The sequence below is a fragment of the Pseudomonas sp. B21-059 genome (assembly GCF_026016285.1).
Lineage (GTDB): Bacteria > Pseudomonadota > Gammaproteobacteria > Pseudomonadales > Pseudomonadaceae > Aquipseudomonas > Aquipseudomonas danubii.
Genome location: NZ_CP087201.1, coordinates 1,273,917 through 1,290,666, shown reverse-complemented (window position 1 = coordinate 1,290,666; position 16,750 = coordinate 1,273,917). Strand labels below are relative to the sequence as shown.

General features: G+C 63.5%; 13 protein-coding genes. 10 read left to right on the top strand and 3 right to left on the bottom strand.

What is annotated here, in order from left to right:
• Positions 1–10 precede the first annotated feature (10 nt).
• From dapD to LOY69_RS05735, 3 genes are all read left to right on the top strand, one after another.
• Positions 11–1,045 carry a 2,3,4,5-tetrahydropyridine-2,6-dicarboxylate N-succinyltransferase gene (dapD, locus tag LOY69_RS05745; protein ID WP_102861358.1) on the top strand — a complete coding sequence of 345 codons (1,035 nt, stop codon included), beginning with the start codon at positions 11–13 and terminating at the stop codon, positions 1,043–1,045.
• Between the two features lie 76 nt (positions 1,046–1,121).
• The gene (locus LOY69_RS05740) at positions 1,122–2,327 is read left to right on the top strand and encodes an aminotransferase class V-fold PLP-dependent enzyme (RefSeq protein ID WP_265074239.1); all 1,206 of its coding nucleotides are present in this window, start codon (positions 1,122–1,124) and stop codon (positions 2,325–2,327) included.
• The gene (locus LOY69_RS05735; RefSeq protein ID WP_102878545.1) at positions 2,324–2,734 is read left to right on the top strand and encodes a SufE family protein; all 411 of its coding nucleotides are present in this window, start codon (positions 2,324–2,326) and stop codon (positions 2,732–2,734) included. The genes LOY69_RS05740 and LOY69_RS05735 overlap by 4 nt, the downstream gene beginning before the upstream one ends.
• 122 nt (positions 2,735–2,856) lie before the next feature.
• On the opposite strand, the gene tcdA is transcribed toward LOY69_RS05735, so the two are convergent.
• Positions 2,857–3,666 (bottom strand): tRNA cyclic N6-threonylcarbamoyladenosine(37) synthase TcdA, encoded by an 810-nt coding sequence (tcdA, locus tag LOY69_RS05730; protein WP_372851759.1) that lies wholly within the window; start codon positions 3,664–3,666, stop codon positions 2,857–2,859.
• Between the two features lie 217 nt (positions 3,667–3,883).
• On the opposite strand from tcdA, the gene LOY69_RS05725 reads away from it, so the two are divergent.
• The 4 genes from LOY69_RS05725 (at position 3,884) to LOY69_RS05710 (ending at position 9,087) form a co-directional block, all read left to right on the top strand.
• Complete coding sequence (locus tag LOY69_RS05725) at positions 3,884–6,475, top strand: glycosyltransferase (protein ID WP_110596474.1); 2,592 nt, start codon at positions 3,884–3,886, stop codon at positions 6,473–6,475.
• Between the two features lie 185 nt (positions 6,476–6,660).
• Positions 6,661–7,812: a succinyl-diaminopimelate desuccinylase gene (gene dapE, locus LOY69_RS05720; protein WP_265074238.1), complete on the top strand. Its 1,152-nt coding sequence runs from the start codon at positions 6,661–6,663 to the stop codon at positions 7,810–7,812.
• A complete protein-coding gene (locus LOY69_RS05715) occupies positions 7,812–8,621 on the top strand; it encodes a putative RNA methyltransferase (protein WP_102861353.1) in 810 nt (269 codons plus the stop codon). Before dapE ends, LOY69_RS05715 begins: the two co-directional genes overlap by 1 nt.
• Before the next feature lie 88 nt (positions 8,622–8,709).
• Positions 8,710–9,087: a hypothetical protein gene (locus LOY69_RS05710; protein WP_102861352.1), complete on the top strand. Its 378-nt coding sequence runs from the start codon at positions 8,710–8,712 to the stop codon at positions 9,085–9,087.
• A 100-nt stretch (positions 9,088–9,187) separates the two neighbouring features.
• On the opposite strand, the gene LOY69_RS05705 is transcribed toward LOY69_RS05710, so the two are convergent.
• Positions 9,188–9,397 (bottom strand): cold-shock protein, encoded by a 210-nt coding sequence (locus LOY69_RS05705; protein ID WP_011059510.1) that lies wholly within the window; start codon positions 9,395–9,397, stop codon positions 9,188–9,190.
• A 253-nt stretch (positions 9,398–9,650) separates the two neighbouring features.
• Between LOY69_RS05705 and plsB the strand changes: the two genes are divergently transcribed.
• Genes plsB through LOY69_RS05690 form a run of 3 tightly spaced genes read left to right on the top strand, consistent with a single transcriptional unit; the run spans position 9,651 to position 13,319 of the window.
• Positions 9,651–12,155 carry a glycerol-3-phosphate 1-O-acyltransferase PlsB gene (plsB, locus tag LOY69_RS05700; RefSeq protein ID WP_102878541.1) on the top strand — a complete coding sequence of 835 codons (2,505 nt, stop codon included), beginning with the start codon at positions 9,651–9,653 and terminating at the stop codon, positions 12,153–12,155.
• Positions 12,156–12,206: 51 nt separating this feature from the next.
• Complete coding sequence (locus LOY69_RS05695; protein ID WP_265074237.1) at positions 12,207–12,605, top strand: YbaY family lipoprotein; 399 nt, start codon at positions 12,207–12,209, stop codon at positions 12,603–12,605.
• Positions 12,606–12,629: 24 nt separating this feature from the next.
• The gene (locus LOY69_RS05690; protein ID WP_102878539.1) at positions 12,630–13,319 is read left to right on the top strand and encodes a DUF4197 domain-containing protein; all 690 of its coding nucleotides are present in this window, start codon (positions 12,630–12,632) and stop codon (positions 13,317–13,319) included.
• Positions 13,320–13,687: 368 nt separating this feature from the next.
• Here LOY69_RS05690 and LOY69_RS05685 read toward each other — a convergent pair whose 3' ends face one another.
• A complete protein-coding gene (locus LOY69_RS05685; RefSeq protein ID WP_110596471.1) occupies positions 13,688–16,744 on the bottom strand; it encodes an efflux RND transporter permease subunit in 3,057 nt (1,018 codons plus the stop codon).
• Positions 16,745–16,750: the final 6 nt, after the last annotated feature.

Here is a 16,750-nt window from a genome sequence, read left to right as displayed (position 1 = left end):
AGGTAACTGCATGTCCACTACTCTGTTCAGCCTGGCATTCGGTGTCGGCACCCAAAATCGTCAAGGCGCCTGGCTGGAAGTGTTCTACGCATCGCCACTGCTCAATCCTGCCGCCGAAATCGTTGCCGCTGTCGCACCGATCCTCGGCTACAGCGAAGGCAACCAGGCCATCACCTTCACCACCGCCCAGGCCGCGCAAATGGCCGACGCGCTGAAAGGCATCGACGCCACCCAGGCTGCCCTGCTGACCCGCCTGGCCGAAAGCCACAAGCCGCTGGTAGCCACCCTGCTGGCCGAAGACGCTCAATTGACCTCCACCCCAGAGGCTTACCTGAAGCTGCACCTGCTGTCCCACCGTTTGGTCAAGCCGCACGGCCTGAGCCTGGCCGGGGTGTTCCCCCTGCTGCCGAACGTAGCCTGGACCAGCCAGGGCGCCATCGATCTGGGCGAGTTGGCCGAGCGGCAACTGGAAGCCCGCCTGCGCGGCGAGCTGCTGGAAGTGTTCTCCGTGGACAAGTTCCCGAAAATGACCGACTACGTGGTGCCGAGCGGCGTGCGTATCGCTGACAGCGCGCGGATTCGCCTGGGCGCCTACATCGGCGAAGGCACCACCGTGATGCACGAAGGCTTCGTCAACTTCAACGCCGGCACCGAAGGCCCGGGCATGATCGAAGGCCGTGTATCAGCTGGCGTGTTCGTCGGCAAGGGTTCGGACCTGGGCGGTGGCTGCTCCACCATGGGCACCCTGTCGGGTGGCGGCAACATCGTGATCAAGGTCGGCGAAGGCTGCCTGATCGGCGCCAATGCCGGTATCGGCATTCCCCTGGGCGACCGCAACACCGTGGAGTCGGGTCTGTACGTGACCGCTGGCACCAAGGTGGCGCTGCTGGACGAAAACAACCAGTTGGTCAAAGTGCTCAAGGCCCGTGAACTGGCCGGCCAGCCGGACCTGCTGTTCCGCCGCAACTCGGAAACCGGCGCCGTGGAGTGCAAGACCCACAAGTCGGCCATCGAGCTGAACGAAGCGCTGCACGCTCACAACTAAGCAGCGATTCGGTTTCACTGGAACCGGCCGGGCGCTTATCATCGGCGCCCGGCCTGTTCAAACGAGTTCTGCCACCATGCTTGTACCCTCCCCCTGGCGCGCCGACTTCCCGGCCATCGCCGCACTGCATCGCCAGGACCAGACGTACCTGGACAACGCCGCCACCACGCAAAAACCCCAAGCCCTGCTGGACGCCCTGGCCCACTACTACGCCAATGGCGCGGCCAATGTGCATCGCGCGCAGCACCTGCCCGGCGCCCATGCCACCCAGGCCTTCGAGGACAGTCGCCGCAAGGTCGGCCAATGGCTGAATGCCGGTGACAGCGGACAGATCATCTTCACCCACGGCGCCACCAGTGCGCTGAATCTCCTGGCTTATGGCCTGGAGCAGCAATTTGAAAGCGGCGATGAGATCGTCATCAGCGCCCTTGAACACCATGCCAACCTGCTGCCCTGGCAACAGTTGGCCCAACGTCGCGACCTCAAGCTGCTGATCCTGCCCCTGGATGCCGACGGACTGATCGATATTGATGCGGCAAGCCGTCTGATTGGCCCGCGCACTCGCCTGCTGGCAGTGAGCCAGTTGTCCAATGTGCTCGGCGCCTGGCAACCCTTGACGCCACTGCTGGCCATGGCCAATGCCCAGGGCGCACTGACGGTGATCGACGGCGCCCAGGGCGTGGTCCATGGCCGTCACGATGTGCAGGCCCTGGGCTGCGACTTCTATGTGTTCTCCAGCCATAAACTTTATGGTCCGGACGGCGTCGGCGTGCTGTTCGGCCGTCATGCCGCGCTCAAGCACCTGCGTCATTGGCAGTTCGGCGGAGAAATGGTCCAGGACGCCGACTACCAGCACGCCAGCTTTCGCCCGGCGCCCCTGGGATTCGAGGCCGGCACCCCGCCGATTGCCGGAGTCATTGGCCTGGGGGCGACCCTGGATTACCTCGCTGGCATGGATCAGCAGGCAGTGGCCACGCACGAAGCCGCGCTGCATGCCTATCTGCTGCAGGGCTTGCAGGCACGCAATGGCATCCGCCTGCTGGGCACGCCGCAACTGGCCCTGGTCAGCTTCGTCGTGGACGGCGTGCACAACGCCGACCTGGCCCACCTGCTGACCGAACAGGGCATTGCCGTGCGGGCCGGTCATCATTGCGCCATGCCGCTGATGAAAAGCTTCGGCCTCGTCGGGGCGATTCGCGTATCCCTGGCGCTGTACAACGACTCCGAGGACTTGGAGCGTTTCTTCGAAGCCCTGGATCAGGCCCTGGAGTTGCTGCGATGAGCCTGCCGGCGGACGCCGTGGCCGCCCTTGAAGTTTTCCAGGGGGCGGCCGGCTGGGAACAGCGGGCCCGCCTGCTGATGCAATGGGGCGAGCGCCTGCCGCCCCTGAGCGAGGACGACAAGGTAGACGCCAATCGAGTCCATGGCTGTGAAAGCCAGGTCTGGCTGGTGGCGGCCCTGGAAAATGGTCATTGGCAGTTTGCCGCCGCCAGCGACGCACGGCTGATTCGCGGTTTGGTGGCCTTGCTGCTGGCCCGGGTCAACGGCCTGACGGTGCAGCAATTGCAGGAAGTGGACCTGGCGGACTGGTTCAACCAGCTGGGCCTGTCGCGCCAGCTCTCGCCGTCGCGCAGCAATGGCCTGAACGCCGTCTTGCAACGCATGAACGAACTGGCCGGCGCCCTGTAGCCGCTGCCGAGCCTGCGAGGCTGCGAAAAGGTCCGCAGGACCTTGCCTGGCGATCTCCCGCCAGACCTCTAGCGGCCTCAAGCCCCACGGCCCGCCGGGCCGCTCGCAGCCTGCGGCAGCGGCTACAGGGGCTTGCTGCGTTCCGAGGGGCGGCGTACGCCGGCAACGATCTTGTCCACCGCCTTGGTCGCCGCCACCATGCCAAAGGTCGCGGTCACCATCATCACCGCGCCAAAACCGCCGGCGCAGTCGAGCTTGACCCCGTCGCCGACAAAGCTCTTCTGCAGGCAGATGCTGCCATCGGGTTTCGGATAACGCAGTTGCTCAGTAGAAAACACACAGGGCACGCTGTAGTGCCGGGTCACGGTACGCGAAAAACCATAGTCACGACGCAAGGTGGAACGCACCTTGGAGGCCAACGGGTCATTAAAGGTGCGGTTCAGGTCGCAGACCTGGATCAGCGTCGGGTCGATCTGCCCGCCGGCACCGCCAGTGGTGATGATCTGGATCTTGCGCCGCTTGCACCAGGCAATCAGCGCCGCCTTGGCATTCACGCTGTCGATGCAGTCAATCACGCAGTCGATGTCGGGGGTGATGTATTCGGCCATGGTGTCGCGGGTGACGAAATCCGCTACCGCATGCACCTTACAGTCTGGGTTGATGCCCCGCAGGCGCTCGGCCATGACCTCGACCTTGGGCTTGCCCACGGTGCTGTCCAGGGCGTGCAACTGACGGTTGCTGTTGCTGACGCAGACATCGTCGAGGTCGAACAGCGAGATCTCCCCGACCCCGCAACGGGCGATGGCTTCCGCCGCCCAGGAACCGACTCCGCCGACGCCAACGATCGCCACATGGGCCGCCCGCAGCCGCTCCAGGCCTTCAATGCCATACAAACGGGCGACGCCGGCAAACCGTGGATCTTCTGTACTCATGACCATCACCTAAAAAACCGGCGCGCATTATAGAGCTGGGAAGCGACAAGTTTTAAGCCGCCAGCTACAAGTAAAGAACTTAAACGCAATTACAGTGCCCAAGGTCTGGCTTTCCTCTGTGCGCTGTACGCTCAGTTGAGGGCCGGTGTAGGATGCCCGCCGTTTGGCGCCTGCCAACCCTTCCCTCGTTCCACACCTTTTGGAACCCGAAATAGCTATGTCATCGCGTAAATTTGGACTCAATCTGGTGATAGTGCTGGCCATTGCCGCGCTGTTCACCGGTTTCTGGGCGCTGATCAATCGCCCGGTCTCGGCCCCCGACTGGCCGGAACAGATCTCCGGTTTTTCCTACTCGCCTTTCCAGCAGGGCCAGTTCCCGCAGAAGGAGCAGTACCCGTCCGACGATGAAATGCGTCGTGACCTGGAGATCATGAGCAAGCTGACCGACAACATCCGTACCTATTCGGTGGACGGCAGCCTGCAGGATATTCCCAAACTGGCGGAAGAGTTCGGCCTGCGAGTGACCCTGGGGATCTGGATCAGCCCGGACCTGGAGCGCAACGAGCGGGAAATCATGCGCGCCATCGAGCTGGCCAACAGCTCACGCAGCGTCGTCCGCGTAGTGGTGGGCAACGAAGCGATCTTCCGCAAGGAAATCACCGCCGACCAGTTATCGGTGCTTCTCGACCGGGTCCGCGCTGCGGTGAAAGTTCCGGTGACCACTTCAGAACAGTGGCACGTCTGGGAAGAACACCCAGAACTGGCCAAACACGTCGATCTGATCGCCGCGCACATCCTGCCCTACTGGGAATTCATCCCGATGGACAAGGCCGGGCAGTTTGTCCTCGACCGCGCCCGGGACCTGAAGAAGATGTTCCCGAAAAAGCCGCTGCTGCTGTCCGAGGTGGGCTGGCCGAGCAACGGCCGCATGCGCGGTGGCGCTGACGCCAGCCCCGCGGACCAGGCGATCTACCTGCGGACCCTGGTCAACAAGCTCAATCGTCAGGGCTACAACTACTTTGTCATCGAAGCCTTCGACCAACCGTGGAAGGCCAGCGACGAGGGTTCGGTAGGCGCCTACTGGGGCGTGTTCAACGCTGCGCGCCAACAGAAATTCAACTTCGAAGGCCCTGTGGTGGCGATCCCGCAATGGCGGGTGCTGGCCATCGGTTCGGTGGTGCTGGCGCTGCTGTCGCTGACCCTGCTGATGATCGACGGCTCGGCCCTGCGCCAGCGCGGCCGCACCTTCCTGACCTTCATCGCCTTCCTCTGCGGTTCAGTGCTGGTGTGGATCGGCTACGACTACAGCCAGCAATACAGCACCTGGTTCAGCCTGACGGTGGGCTTCCTGCTGGCCCTCGGCGCGCTGGGGGTGTTTATCGTGCTGCTGACCGAGGCCCATGAACTGGCCGAGGCGGTGTGGGTCCGCAAACGCCGGCGCGAATTCCTGCCGGTGGAAGGAGACTCCAGCTACCGGCCGAAAGTCTCGATCCACGTGCCCTGCTACAACGAGCCGCCGGAGATGGTCAAACAGACCCTCAACGCCCTGGCCAACCTCGATTACCCGGACTTCGAAGTCCTGATCATCGACAACAACACCAAGGACCCGGCGGTCTGGGAACCGGTGCAGGCCTATTGCGAGACCCTGGGACCACGCTTCAAGTTCTTCCACGTCGCGCCCCTGGCCGGTTTCAAGGGCGGCGCCCTGAACTACCTGCTGCCGCACACCGCCAAGGATGCCGAAGTGATCGCGGTGATCGACTCCGACTACTGCGTCGACCGCAACTGGCTCAAGCACATGGTGCCGCACTTCGCCGATCCGAAGATCGCCATCGTGCAATCGCCCCAGGACTACCGCGACCAGAACGAAAGTACCTTCAAGAAGCTCTGCTATGCGGAATACAAGGGCTTCTTCCATATCGGCATGGTCACCCGCAACGACCGTGACGCGATCATCCAGCACGGCACCATGACCATGACCCGGCGTTCGGTGCTGGAAGAATTGGGCTGGGCCGACTGGTGCATCTGCGAAGACGCCGAGCTGGGCCTGCGAGTGTTCGAGAAAGGCCTGTCGGCGGCCTACCATCACGAAAGCTACGGCAAGGGCCTGATGCCCGACACCTTCATCGACTTCAAGAAGCAGCGCTTCCGCTGGGCCTATGGCGCGATCCAGATCATCAAGCGCCACACCGCCAGCCTGCTGCGTGGCAAGGACACCGAACTGACCCGTGGCCAGCGCTACCACTTCCTGGCGGGTTGGCTGCCGTGGGTGGCGGACGGCATGAACATTTTCTTCACCGTCGGCGCCCTGCTGTGGTCGGCGGCGATGATCATCGTGCCGCAACGGGTCGACCCGCCGCTGCTGATCTTCGCGATCCCGCCGCTCGCGCTGTTCGTGTTCAAGGTGGGCAAGATCATCTTCCTCTACCGCCGGGCAGTGGGGGTCAACCTCAAGGATGCGTTCTGCGCGGCCCTGGCCGGCCTGGCCTTGTCCCACACCATCGCCAAGGCGGTGCTGTACGGCTTCTTCACCAGCAGCATCCCGTTCTTCCGCACCCCGAAGAACGCCGACAACCACGGCTTCTGGGTAGCCATCTCGGAAGCCCGGGAAGAGTTGTTCATCATGCTGCTGTTGTGGGGCGCGGCGCTGGGGATCTTCCTGGTACAGGGGCTGCCCAGCAACGACATGCGCTTCTGGGTAACCATGCTTCTGGTGCAGTCGCTGCCCTATGTGGCGGCACTGATCATGGCGTTCCTGTCGTCACTGCCAAAACCTGCGGAACACCCCGAGCCGGCTCCAGCCGCCTAAATCGATGCAAAGCACTAAACGGCGGCCTCAGGCCGCCGTTTTGCTTTAAGATATCCGCCATTTTGCGCGCCCCGCCCAACCCTGTAGGCGCTGGCTGACCAGCGAACCACGCGACGCGGTGTAACCAGTAAACCGCCATCGCCGGCCAGCCGGCTCCTACACAATGCCTTGCACCGGAGTTCCCCATGACGGCCCCTGCCGAGCTTTCGCCGACCCTGCAACTTGCCTGTGATCTGATCCGTCGCCCCTCGGTGACGCCGGTCGACGCCGACTGCCAGAAGCTGATGATGCAGCGCCTGGGGGATGCCGGCTTCAAGCTGGAACCGATGCGCATCGAGGACGTGGACAACTTCTGGGCCACCCATGGCCAGCATGAAGGCCCGGTGCTGTGCTTCGCCGGCCACACTGACGTGGTGCCCACCGGCCCGGTCCAGGCCTGGCAGAACGACCCGTTCGAAGCCCTGATCGACGAGCACGGCATGCTGTGTGGCCGTGGCGCGGCGGACATGAAAGGCAGCCTGGCCGCCATGCTGGTGGCCGCCGAGCGCTTTGTCGCCGATTACCCGGACCACAAGGGCTCGGTGGCCTTTCTGATCACCAGCGACGAAGAAGGCCCGGCGCACCACGGCACCAAGGCGGTGGTGGAACGCCTGGCGGCACGCAAGGAGCGCCTGGACTGGTGCATCGTCGGTGAACCTTCGAGCACCAGCCTGGTGGGCGATGTGGTCAAGAACGGCCGCCGCGGCTCCCTCGGCGCCAAGCTCACGGTACGTGGAGTGCAAGGCCACGTGGCCTACCCGCACCTGGCCAAGAACCCGATCCACCTGGCGGCTCCGGCCTTGGCGGAACTGGCGGCCGAACACTGGGACGACGGCAATGCCTTCTTCCCGCCCACCAGCTTCCAGATTTCCAACCTCAATTCAGGGACCGGCGCCACCAATGTGATCCCCGGTGATCTGGTGGCGGTGTTCAACTTCCGCTTCTCCACCGAATCCACCGTTGAAGGCCTGCAACAACGGGTTGCAGCGATCCTCGACAAGCACGGCCTGGACTGGCACGTGGACTGGGCCCTGTCCGGCCTGCCGTTCCTCACCGAACCCGGCGCCCTGCTGGACGCGGTCTCGGCCAGCATCAAGCAAGTCACTGGCCGCGAGACCCAGGCATCCACCAGCGGCGGCACGTCCGACGGGCGCTTCATCGCCACCCTGGGCACCCAGGTGGTGGAGTTGGGCCCGGTCAACGCCACCATCCATCAGGTCAATGAGCGCATCCTGGCTAGTGACCTGGATGTGCTGACCGAAATCTACTACCAGACCCTGATCAAGTTGCTTGCCTGATGCTTGCCTGTCCTCTTTGCAACGCACCGCTGAACGCCGTGGACAACGGCGTGGTCTGCCCGGCCGGGCATCGCTTCGACCGTGCCCGCCAGGGCTACCTGAACCTGCTGCCGGTGCAGCACAAGAACAGCCGTGACCCGGGCGACAACCAGGCCATGGTCGAGGCCCGCCGCGACTTTCTCAACGCCGGGCACTACGCCCCGGTGGCCCGGCGCCTGGCAGAGCTGGCGGCAGAACGCACGCCCCAGCGCTGGGTCGACATCGGCTGCGGCGAGGGTTACTACACCGCGCAGTTGGCCGACGCCCTGCCCGACGCCGACGGCTACGCCCTGGATATTTCCCGGGAGGCCGTGAAACGCGCCTGTCGTCGCGCGCCGCAACTGACCTGGATGGTCGCCAGCATGGCGCGCATCCCGTTGGCCGATGCCAGCTGCCAGTTTCTCGCCAGCGTCTTCAGCCCCCTCGACTGGCAAGAGGCCAAGCGCCTGTTGAGCCCGGGTGGCGGCCTGATGAAAGTCGGCCCTACCAGCGGCCACCTGATGGAGCTGCGCGAACGCCTGTACGACGAAGTGCGTGAATACACCGACGACAAGCACCTGGCCCTGGTGCCGGAGGGCATGGCCCTGGCCCACAGCGAAACCCTGGAGTTCAGGCTGCGCCTGGAACGCCCGGAAGATCGCGCCAACCTGTTGGCCATGACGCCCCACGGCTGGCGCGCCAGCGCCGAACGCCGGGCCGCGGTGATCGAGCAGGCCGAGCCTTTCGAGGTCAGCGTGTCGATGCGCTACGATTACTTCGTGCTGCAGTAACCCCCCACTTAACCCAACGACCGCGGGCATGGGCCCGAGGTCGAAGAAATCCGCGAATGGATTTTTCAGACCGGCAATGAGGACATCCATGCGCCAGCCCGATATCGAGATTTACCTGAAAGACGCCGACGTCGACTACAAGGCCATCGCCACCTGGCTCGGCGCCGTGCTCGGCCCGTGCAGCGACTGGGTGCAAAAGGGCCAGACCTACAAATGCACCGCAGGCTCAGTACCCGTGACCTGGCTGCCCAAGGCCGTGGGCAAGTGGAACAGCCTGTACCTGGAAAGCGACCAGACTCCGTGGGACGACGACATCGCCTGTGCCCGAGCCGCCTTTGCCGCGCTGAATGTGGAAGTGCGCTGCGCACCGGGCAGTTGGGTCGAGGAAGAAGGTGAAGAGACCGCCGATCGCTGGATTCGCATCAGCACCGACGGCGAAGAAGAGATTACCTGGCGCACTGCCTGAACAGCGCAATCCGGTAGGAGCCGGCTTGCCGGCGAAAAGGCCCCTGAGCCTTGCATCGCCAGCGCCCCGTTCGCTGGCAAGCCAGCTCCTGCAGGGTTGGTTACAGGCCGACGACGTCTTCGGCTTGCAGACCTTTCTGACCTTCGACCACGGCGTATTCCACCTGCTGGCCTTCGGTCAGCGAACGGTGGCCTTCGCCACGGATCGCTCGGTAATGGACAAACACGTCCGCCCCACCTTCACGCTGGATAAAGCCGTAGCCCTTGGCGTCGTTGAACCACTTCACGTTGCCGGTCTCACGAGTAGTCATGAATCCACACCTCATTTTTTTATTATTGGCTGGGCGCACTGCCACCCTGCCTTGAGAACTTTCCCTCGAGCTGCCTCTCTATGACTGGAGGCAATACGACCGCGGGAGAGTCGGCCGAGTATATGACAGGCGTAAAAACTCTCAACTCAATCTTGTTTGGGTGCTTTTTTGCCGATTTTCGGCGAATCCGGCACACTACCGGCCCCGAGCAGGTGCTCGGTTTTGATTTCTTATTCACTCACGCAGAAGCCGTATGACCCGCTCCCCGATCCGTCGTCTTGTGTTTGGCACCTTGCGCCGCCTGCTGTACCTCTGGGTGCGCTCGGAAACCATCAACCAGTCGTCCTTCACCCTCGACCTCGACCGCAGCCGGCCGGTGTTCTACGTCCTGCAAAACCCATCCCTGACTGACCTCGCCGTGGTCGATACCGAATGCACCAAGGCCGGCTTGCCACGCCCGGTACTGCCGGTGTCGGTGGGCAACCTGCTGGAGCCCGCGGCGTTCTTCTACCTGACCCCGGAACCCGACTGGCTCGGTCGCCAGGACAAACGCGGCGCACCGCCAACCCTGACCCGACTGGTCAGCGCCCTGACCCAGAACGCTGCCGAAGATGCGCAAATCATTCCGGTCAGTGTGTTCTGGGGCCAGTCCCCGGACAGCGAGTCCAGCCCCTGGAAGCTGCTGTTCGCCGACAGTTGGGCGGTCACCGGACGCCTGCGCCGGCTGCTGAGCATCATGATCCTGGGGCGCAAGACCCGGGTGCAGTTCTCGGCCCCGATCAACCTGCGCGAACTGATCGAGCACAACAAGGGTCACGAGCGCACCGTGCGCATGGCCCAGCGCATCCTGCGGGTGCACTTTCGCAACCTCAAGGCCGCGGTCATCGGCCCGGACATCTCCCACCGGCGCAACCTGGTCAAGGGCCTGCTCAATCAACCCCTGGTGAAACAGGCGATCCTCGACGAGGCCGAGCGCGAGAAGATCTCCCCGGAAAAGGCCAAGGCCCAGGCCCTGCGCTACGGCAACGAGATCGCCTCGGACTACACCTACACTGCAATCCGCTTCCTGGAAGTGGTGCTGAGCTGGTTCTGGAACAAGATCTACGACGGGATCAAGGTCAACCACCTCGAAGGCGTACAGAAAATCGCCCAGGGCCACGAAGTGATCTACGTGCCCTGCCACCGCAGCCATATCGACTACCTGCTGCTGTCCTACCTACTGTTCCGCAATGGCCTGACCCCGCCGCACATCGCCGCCGGGATCAACCTCAACATGCCGGTGATCGGCAGCCTGTTGCGCCGCGGCGGGGCCTTCTTCATGCGCCGCACCTTCAAGGGCAACCCGCTGTACACCTCGGTGTTCAACGAGTACCTGCACACCCTGTTCACCAAGGGTTTCCCGGTGGAGTACTTCGTCGAAGGCGGCCGCTCGCGTACCGGACGCATGCTGCAGCCCAAGACCGGGATGCTGGCCATCACCCTGCGCAGCTTCCTGCGTTCCTCACGCATGCCCATCGTTTTCGTGCCGGTGTACATCGGCTACGAACGGGTTCTGGAAGGCCGCACCTACCTGGGCGAACTGCGCGGCGCGAGCAAGAAGAAGGAGTCGATCTTCGACATCTTCAAAGTCATCGGCGCCCTCAAACAGCGCTTTGGCCAGGTGGCGGTGAACTTCGGCGAACCGATCAAACTGGCGGAATTCCTCGACCAGGAACAACCGGACTGGCGCACCCAGGAACTGGGCCCGCAATACCGCCCGGCCTGGCTCAATGAAACCACCAACCGCCTGGGCGAGCGTGTGGCTCAGCACCTCAATGAAGCCGCGGCGATCAACCCGGTGAACCTGGTGGCCCTGGCCCTGCTGTCCACCAGCCGCCTGGCCCTGGACGACCGAGCCATGGCCCGAGTCCTGGACCTGTACCTGGCGCTGTTGCGCCGCGTGCCCTACTCGCCCCACACCACCTTGCCGGAAGGCGACGGCCAGGCGCTGATCCAGCACGTCAAGGACATGAACCTGCTGGCCGAGCAGAACGACGCCCTGGGCAAGATCCTCTACCTGGACGAGCAGAACGCCGTCCTGATGACCTACTACCGCAACAACGTGCTGCATATCTTCGCCCTGCCGGCACTGCTGGCGAGCTTCTTCCAGAGTTCGTCGCGCATGAGCCGCGAACAGATCCTGCGCTACACCCGCGCGCTGTATCCCTACCTGCAGTCGGAGCTGTTCATTCGCTGGTCCCTGGAAGAACTGGACGGCGTGGTGGATCAATGGCTGGAGGCCTTCGTCGAACAGGGCCTGCTGCGCTTCGAGAAAGACCTGTACCTGCGCCCGGCGCCCAGCTCGCGGCATTTTGTCCTGCTGACCCTGCTGTCCAAGAGCATCGCCCAGACCCTGCAGCGCTTCTACATGGCCATTTCCCTGTTGCTCAACAGCGGCCAGAACAGTATCAGCGCCGAAGAACTGGAAGACCTGTGCACGGTCATGGCCCAGCGCCTGTCGATCCTGCATGGCCTCAATGCCCCGGAGTTCTTCGACAAGAGCCTGTTCCGCCACTTCATCCAGACCCTGCTGGATCAGGGCGTACTGCGCCGCGACGAAGCCGGCAAGCTGAGCTATCACCCACTGCTGGGGGAACTGGCCGAGGGCGCGGCCAAACGGGTGCTGCCGGCGGAGATTCGCCTGTCGATCCGCCAGGTCGCCCTGCACCGCAGCGAAGATGCCGCCGACCAGCTCGCGGCACCGGCGCAAAGCGACTAGATTCTTATCGGCGCCGCAGAACCTGCGGCGCCCTCGATACGGAGATCCGTCATGAAAAAACTCACCCTGCTGGCAGCCACTGCGCTGCTTGGAGCCTGCCAGGCCATGCAACCCGCAGCCAAGGCCAGCCTCGACGGCGAAGTCTTCTATCTGCAACGCATCGCCCTGCCGCCTGCCGCCACCTTGAGCGTGAGCCTGCAGGACGTCTCCCTGGCGGACGCTCCGGCGGTGGTCCTGGCCGAGCAGAGTGGCCCGGTCAAAGGCCAGGTGCCGCTGCCCTTCCACCTCAACTACGACCCGGCCCAGGTCAAGCCCGGCCACCGCTACGCGGTCAGTGCGCGGATCGAACTGGACGGCAAGCTGATGTTCATCACCACCGAACACAACGGGGTCAACCTCGACGGCAAAGATCCCCAGCCGTTGAAACTCCGTGTCGACGCTGTACGTTAATTTTCATTGCCCAAGGAAGCCGCCATGCTCCGTACCTCGCTCCGTTTCACCAGCCTGTGCGCTGGCCTGCTGATCTCCGCCAGTGCCCTGGCCCTGTCCCTGAGCGACCTGTCCCAGGGTGACGCCAGCGGTGGCCTCAAGGACGCCCTGACCCAAGGCGCACAGATCGCCGTCAAACAGCTGGGAACACCCGGCGGATTCAGCAACAACCCCGATGTGCGTATCGAACTGCCGGGCAACCTCGGCAAAGTCGCGAAGAAAATGAAACAGTTCGGCATGGGGGATCAGGTCGATCAGCTGGAAACCAGCATGAACAAGGCCGCTGAGGCCGCCGTGCCGCAAGCGCAGGCACTGCTGGTGGACGCGGTGAAGAAGATGACCGTGGCCGACGCCAAGGGCATTCTCGCCGGTGGCAAGGACTCCGCCACCCAGTATCTGGACAAGAGCAGCCGCGAACAGATCCGCGCCAAGTTCCTGCCTATCGTCAAGCAAGCCACCGACCAGGTAGGCCTGGCCAAGCAGTACAACTCCTTCGCCGGCCAGGCCGCGACCCTGGGTGTGCTGGATGCCAAGAGCGCCAACATCGAAGGCTACGTGACCGAGCAAGCCCTCAATGGTCTGTTCGAAATGATCGGCAAGCAGGAAGAAACCATTCGCCAGAACCCGGCGGCTGCGGCCACCAGCCTGGCCAAGAAGGTCTTCGGCACCCTCTGATCCGCCCTACGGCCTTGCCCACTGTTTAGCGGGCAAGGCCGCGAGTGCCGGCGAAAGTACAGCAGGTTGCCCTGACGGTGCAGGTCCCATTGGCTCTTGGGCAAGCCCCGCAGCTCCTACTGAAGGCAGACTCCCTGGCTAGGGGGCAGCCCCCGGATGAAATGCCAGAGCTGGCGGTCCGGTCATGGCCCCCCCCCTGCGGACTGCTGTCCATTCACGACCTTGCGGTCCTGGCCTGCTCCCCCTAAGTCCCAGGCAGCAGATGCTCGAAGAGCACGCTGCCCAATTGCTGGAAAACCTGCACTGCGGAAAAACCAGGCCGGGTAATCTCTACCCGGCCCAGGTTGATGCCTTGCGAGTTGCCCGGATCAGTCCTTCCTGACCCGGAACCAGGCCGCATACAGCGCTGGCAGAAACAGCAGGGTCAAGACCGTGGCGATAATCAGGCCGCCCATGATGGCCACCGCCATCGGCCCGAAGAACACACTGCGCGACAGCGGAATCATCGCCAGTACCGCCGCCAGGGCAGTCAGCACGATGGGACGGAAACGCCGCACAGTGGCTTCGATGATCGCATCCCAGGGACGCAGGCCAGCCTTGATGTCCTGTTCGATCTGGTCCACCAGGATCACCGAGTTGCGCATGATCATCCCGGACAGGGCAATGGTGCCGAGCATGGCCACAAAGCCGAAGGGCTGGCGGAACACCAGGAGGAACAGGGTGACCCCGATCAGCCCCAGGGGCGCAGTGAGGAACACCATGGCGGTGCGCGAAAAACTGCGCAGCTGAATCATCAGCAAGGTCAGCACTACCACGATGAACAGCGGCACGCCGGCCTTCACCGAGTTCTGGCCACGGGCCGAATCCTCGACAGTGCCGCCCACCTCCAGCAAGAAGCCGTCCGGCAGTTCGGCGCGAATCGGCTCCAGGGTCGGCAGAATCTGCTGCACCAACGTCGCCGGTTGTTCCTTGCCGTAGATATCGGCACGCACGGTGACGTTGGGCAAGCGGTTACGGTGCCAGATCACCCCTTCCTCGAAGCCGTACTCCAGGGTCGCGACCTGGGACAGCGACACGCTCTGGCCGTTGTCGGTGGGCACTGCCAGGCTTGGCAACAAGGCCAGCTCAGTGCGCTCCTGCTGGGTTCCGCGCAGGAGAATCTCGATCAGTTCGTTGTCCTCACGGTACTGGCTGACGGTGGAACCGATCAGCGAGCTCTGCAGGAACTTCGACAGGTTGGCCGTGCTGACACCCAGCGCCCGGGCCCGGTCCTGATCGATATTCAGGTAGACCACCTTGCTCGGCTCCTCCCAGTCCAGGTGAACGTTGACCACATGGGGGTTCTCCCGCACCTTGGCCGCCACCTTGCGCGCCAGGGCGCGAACCTCCTCGATGTGCTCGCCCGTGACCCGGAACTGCACCGGGTAACCCACTGGCGGACCGTTCTCCAGGCGCGTGACCCGGGAGCGCAAGGCCGGGAACTGTTCATTGAGGGTCGCGATCAGCCAACTGCGCAGGCTCTCCCGCTCCTCGATGGTCTTGGCCAGCACCACAAACTGGGCAAAGCTGGTGGCCGGCAGTTGCTGGTCCAGCGGCAGGTAGAAACGCGGCGAGCCGGTTCCCACGTAGGCCACGTAGTTGTCGATGCCTGGGTGGTCCTTGAGCATCGCCTCCAGGCGCTTGACCTCATCGGCGGTGTTGCTCAGGGAAGCACCTTCCGCCAGTTTCAGGTCGACCATCAATTCCAGGCGGCCCGAGGCCGGGAAGAACTGCTGCGGGACAAAACGGAACAGCATCACCGAACCGACGAATGCCAGGATGGTCAGGACGATCACGGTCTTGCGCCGCTCCACGCACCAGCCCACCACCCGGCGCACGCGCTGGTAGAAAGGCGTGCCGTGGGGATTGGACTCGGCGCCGTGCTTGGCGGCGTGGATCTTGGCCAGGTCCGGCAGGAGCTTTTCCCCCAGGTAGGGAACGAAGACCACGGCGGCAATCCATGAGGCCACCAGGGCGATGGTCACCACCTGGAAGATCGAGCGGGTGTACTCGCCGGTGCCGGACTGGGCCGTGGCAATCGGCAAAAAGCCCGCTGCGGTAATCAGGGTGCCGGTGAGCATGGGAAAGGCGGTACTGGTCCAGGCAAAGCTGGCGGCCTTGATCCGGTCGAACCCCTGCTCCATCTTGATCGCCATCATCTCCACCGCAATGATCGCGTCATCCACCAACAGCCCCAACGCCAGCACCAGGGCGCCCAGGGAAATCTTGTGCAGGCCTATCCCCAGGTAGTACATGGTGGCGAACGTGATCGCCAGCACCAAGGGAATCGCCAGGGCCACCACCATGCCAGTGCGCACCCCCAGGGAAAAGAAGCTCACCAGCAGGACAATGATCAGGGCCTCGGCCAGCACCCGGACAAACTCGCCGACCCCGGTTTTCACCGCCGCCGGCTGATCGGACACCTTGCGCAACTCCATCCCCGCCGGCAGGCTTTTCTGCAGGCGGGAGAACTCGCCTTCCAGGGCCTTGCCCAACACCAGGATGTCGCCGCCGTCCTTCATCGCCACGGCCAGGCCAATGGCGTCTTCCCCCATGAAACGCATGCGCGGTGCCGGTGGATCATTAAAGCCGCGACGCACATCCGCCACATCACCAATGCGGAAGGTGCGATCGGCGACCCGGATCGGGAAATTGCGGATCTGCTCCACCGTCTGGAAGTTGCCGGATACCCGCAATTGCACCCGCTCGCTGGGGGTCTCGAAGAACCCCGCAGTGGACACTGCGTTCTGCTCCTCCAGCGCCTTTTGCACCGCTGCCAAGGGCAGGCCCAGGGTTGCCAGCTTGACGTTGGATAGCTCGATCCAGATCTTTTCGTCCTGCAGGCCCAGCAGATCGACCTTGCCCACGTCCTTGACCCGCTGCAGCTGGATCTGGATACGGTCGGCATAGTCCTTGAGCACGGCGTAGTCGAAGCCCTGCCCTGTCAGCGCATAGATATTGCCGAAGGTCGTACCGAATTCATCGTTGAAGAAGGGTCCCTGGATGCCCGGCGGCAGGGACTGGCGAATGTCGCTGATCTTCTTGCGAACCTGATACCAGAGTTCGGGAATCTCGTTGGAGTGCATCGAATCCCGGGCAATGAAGGTCACCTGGGATTCCCCGGGGCGGGAGAAGGAAACGATGCGATCGTACTCGCCGGTTTCCATGAGTTTCTTTTCAATGCGCTCGGTGACCTGGCGCGACACTTCCTGGGCCGTGGCCCCCGGCCAGTTGGTGCGGATCACCATGGCCTTGAAGGTGAAAGGCGGGTCTTCGCTCTGGCCCAGCTTGGTGTAGGACAGCGCACCGACAATGGCCAGCAACAGCATCAGGAACAGGACGATCTGGCGATTGCGCAACGCCCATGCAGAAAGGTTGAAACCCATCGGGGA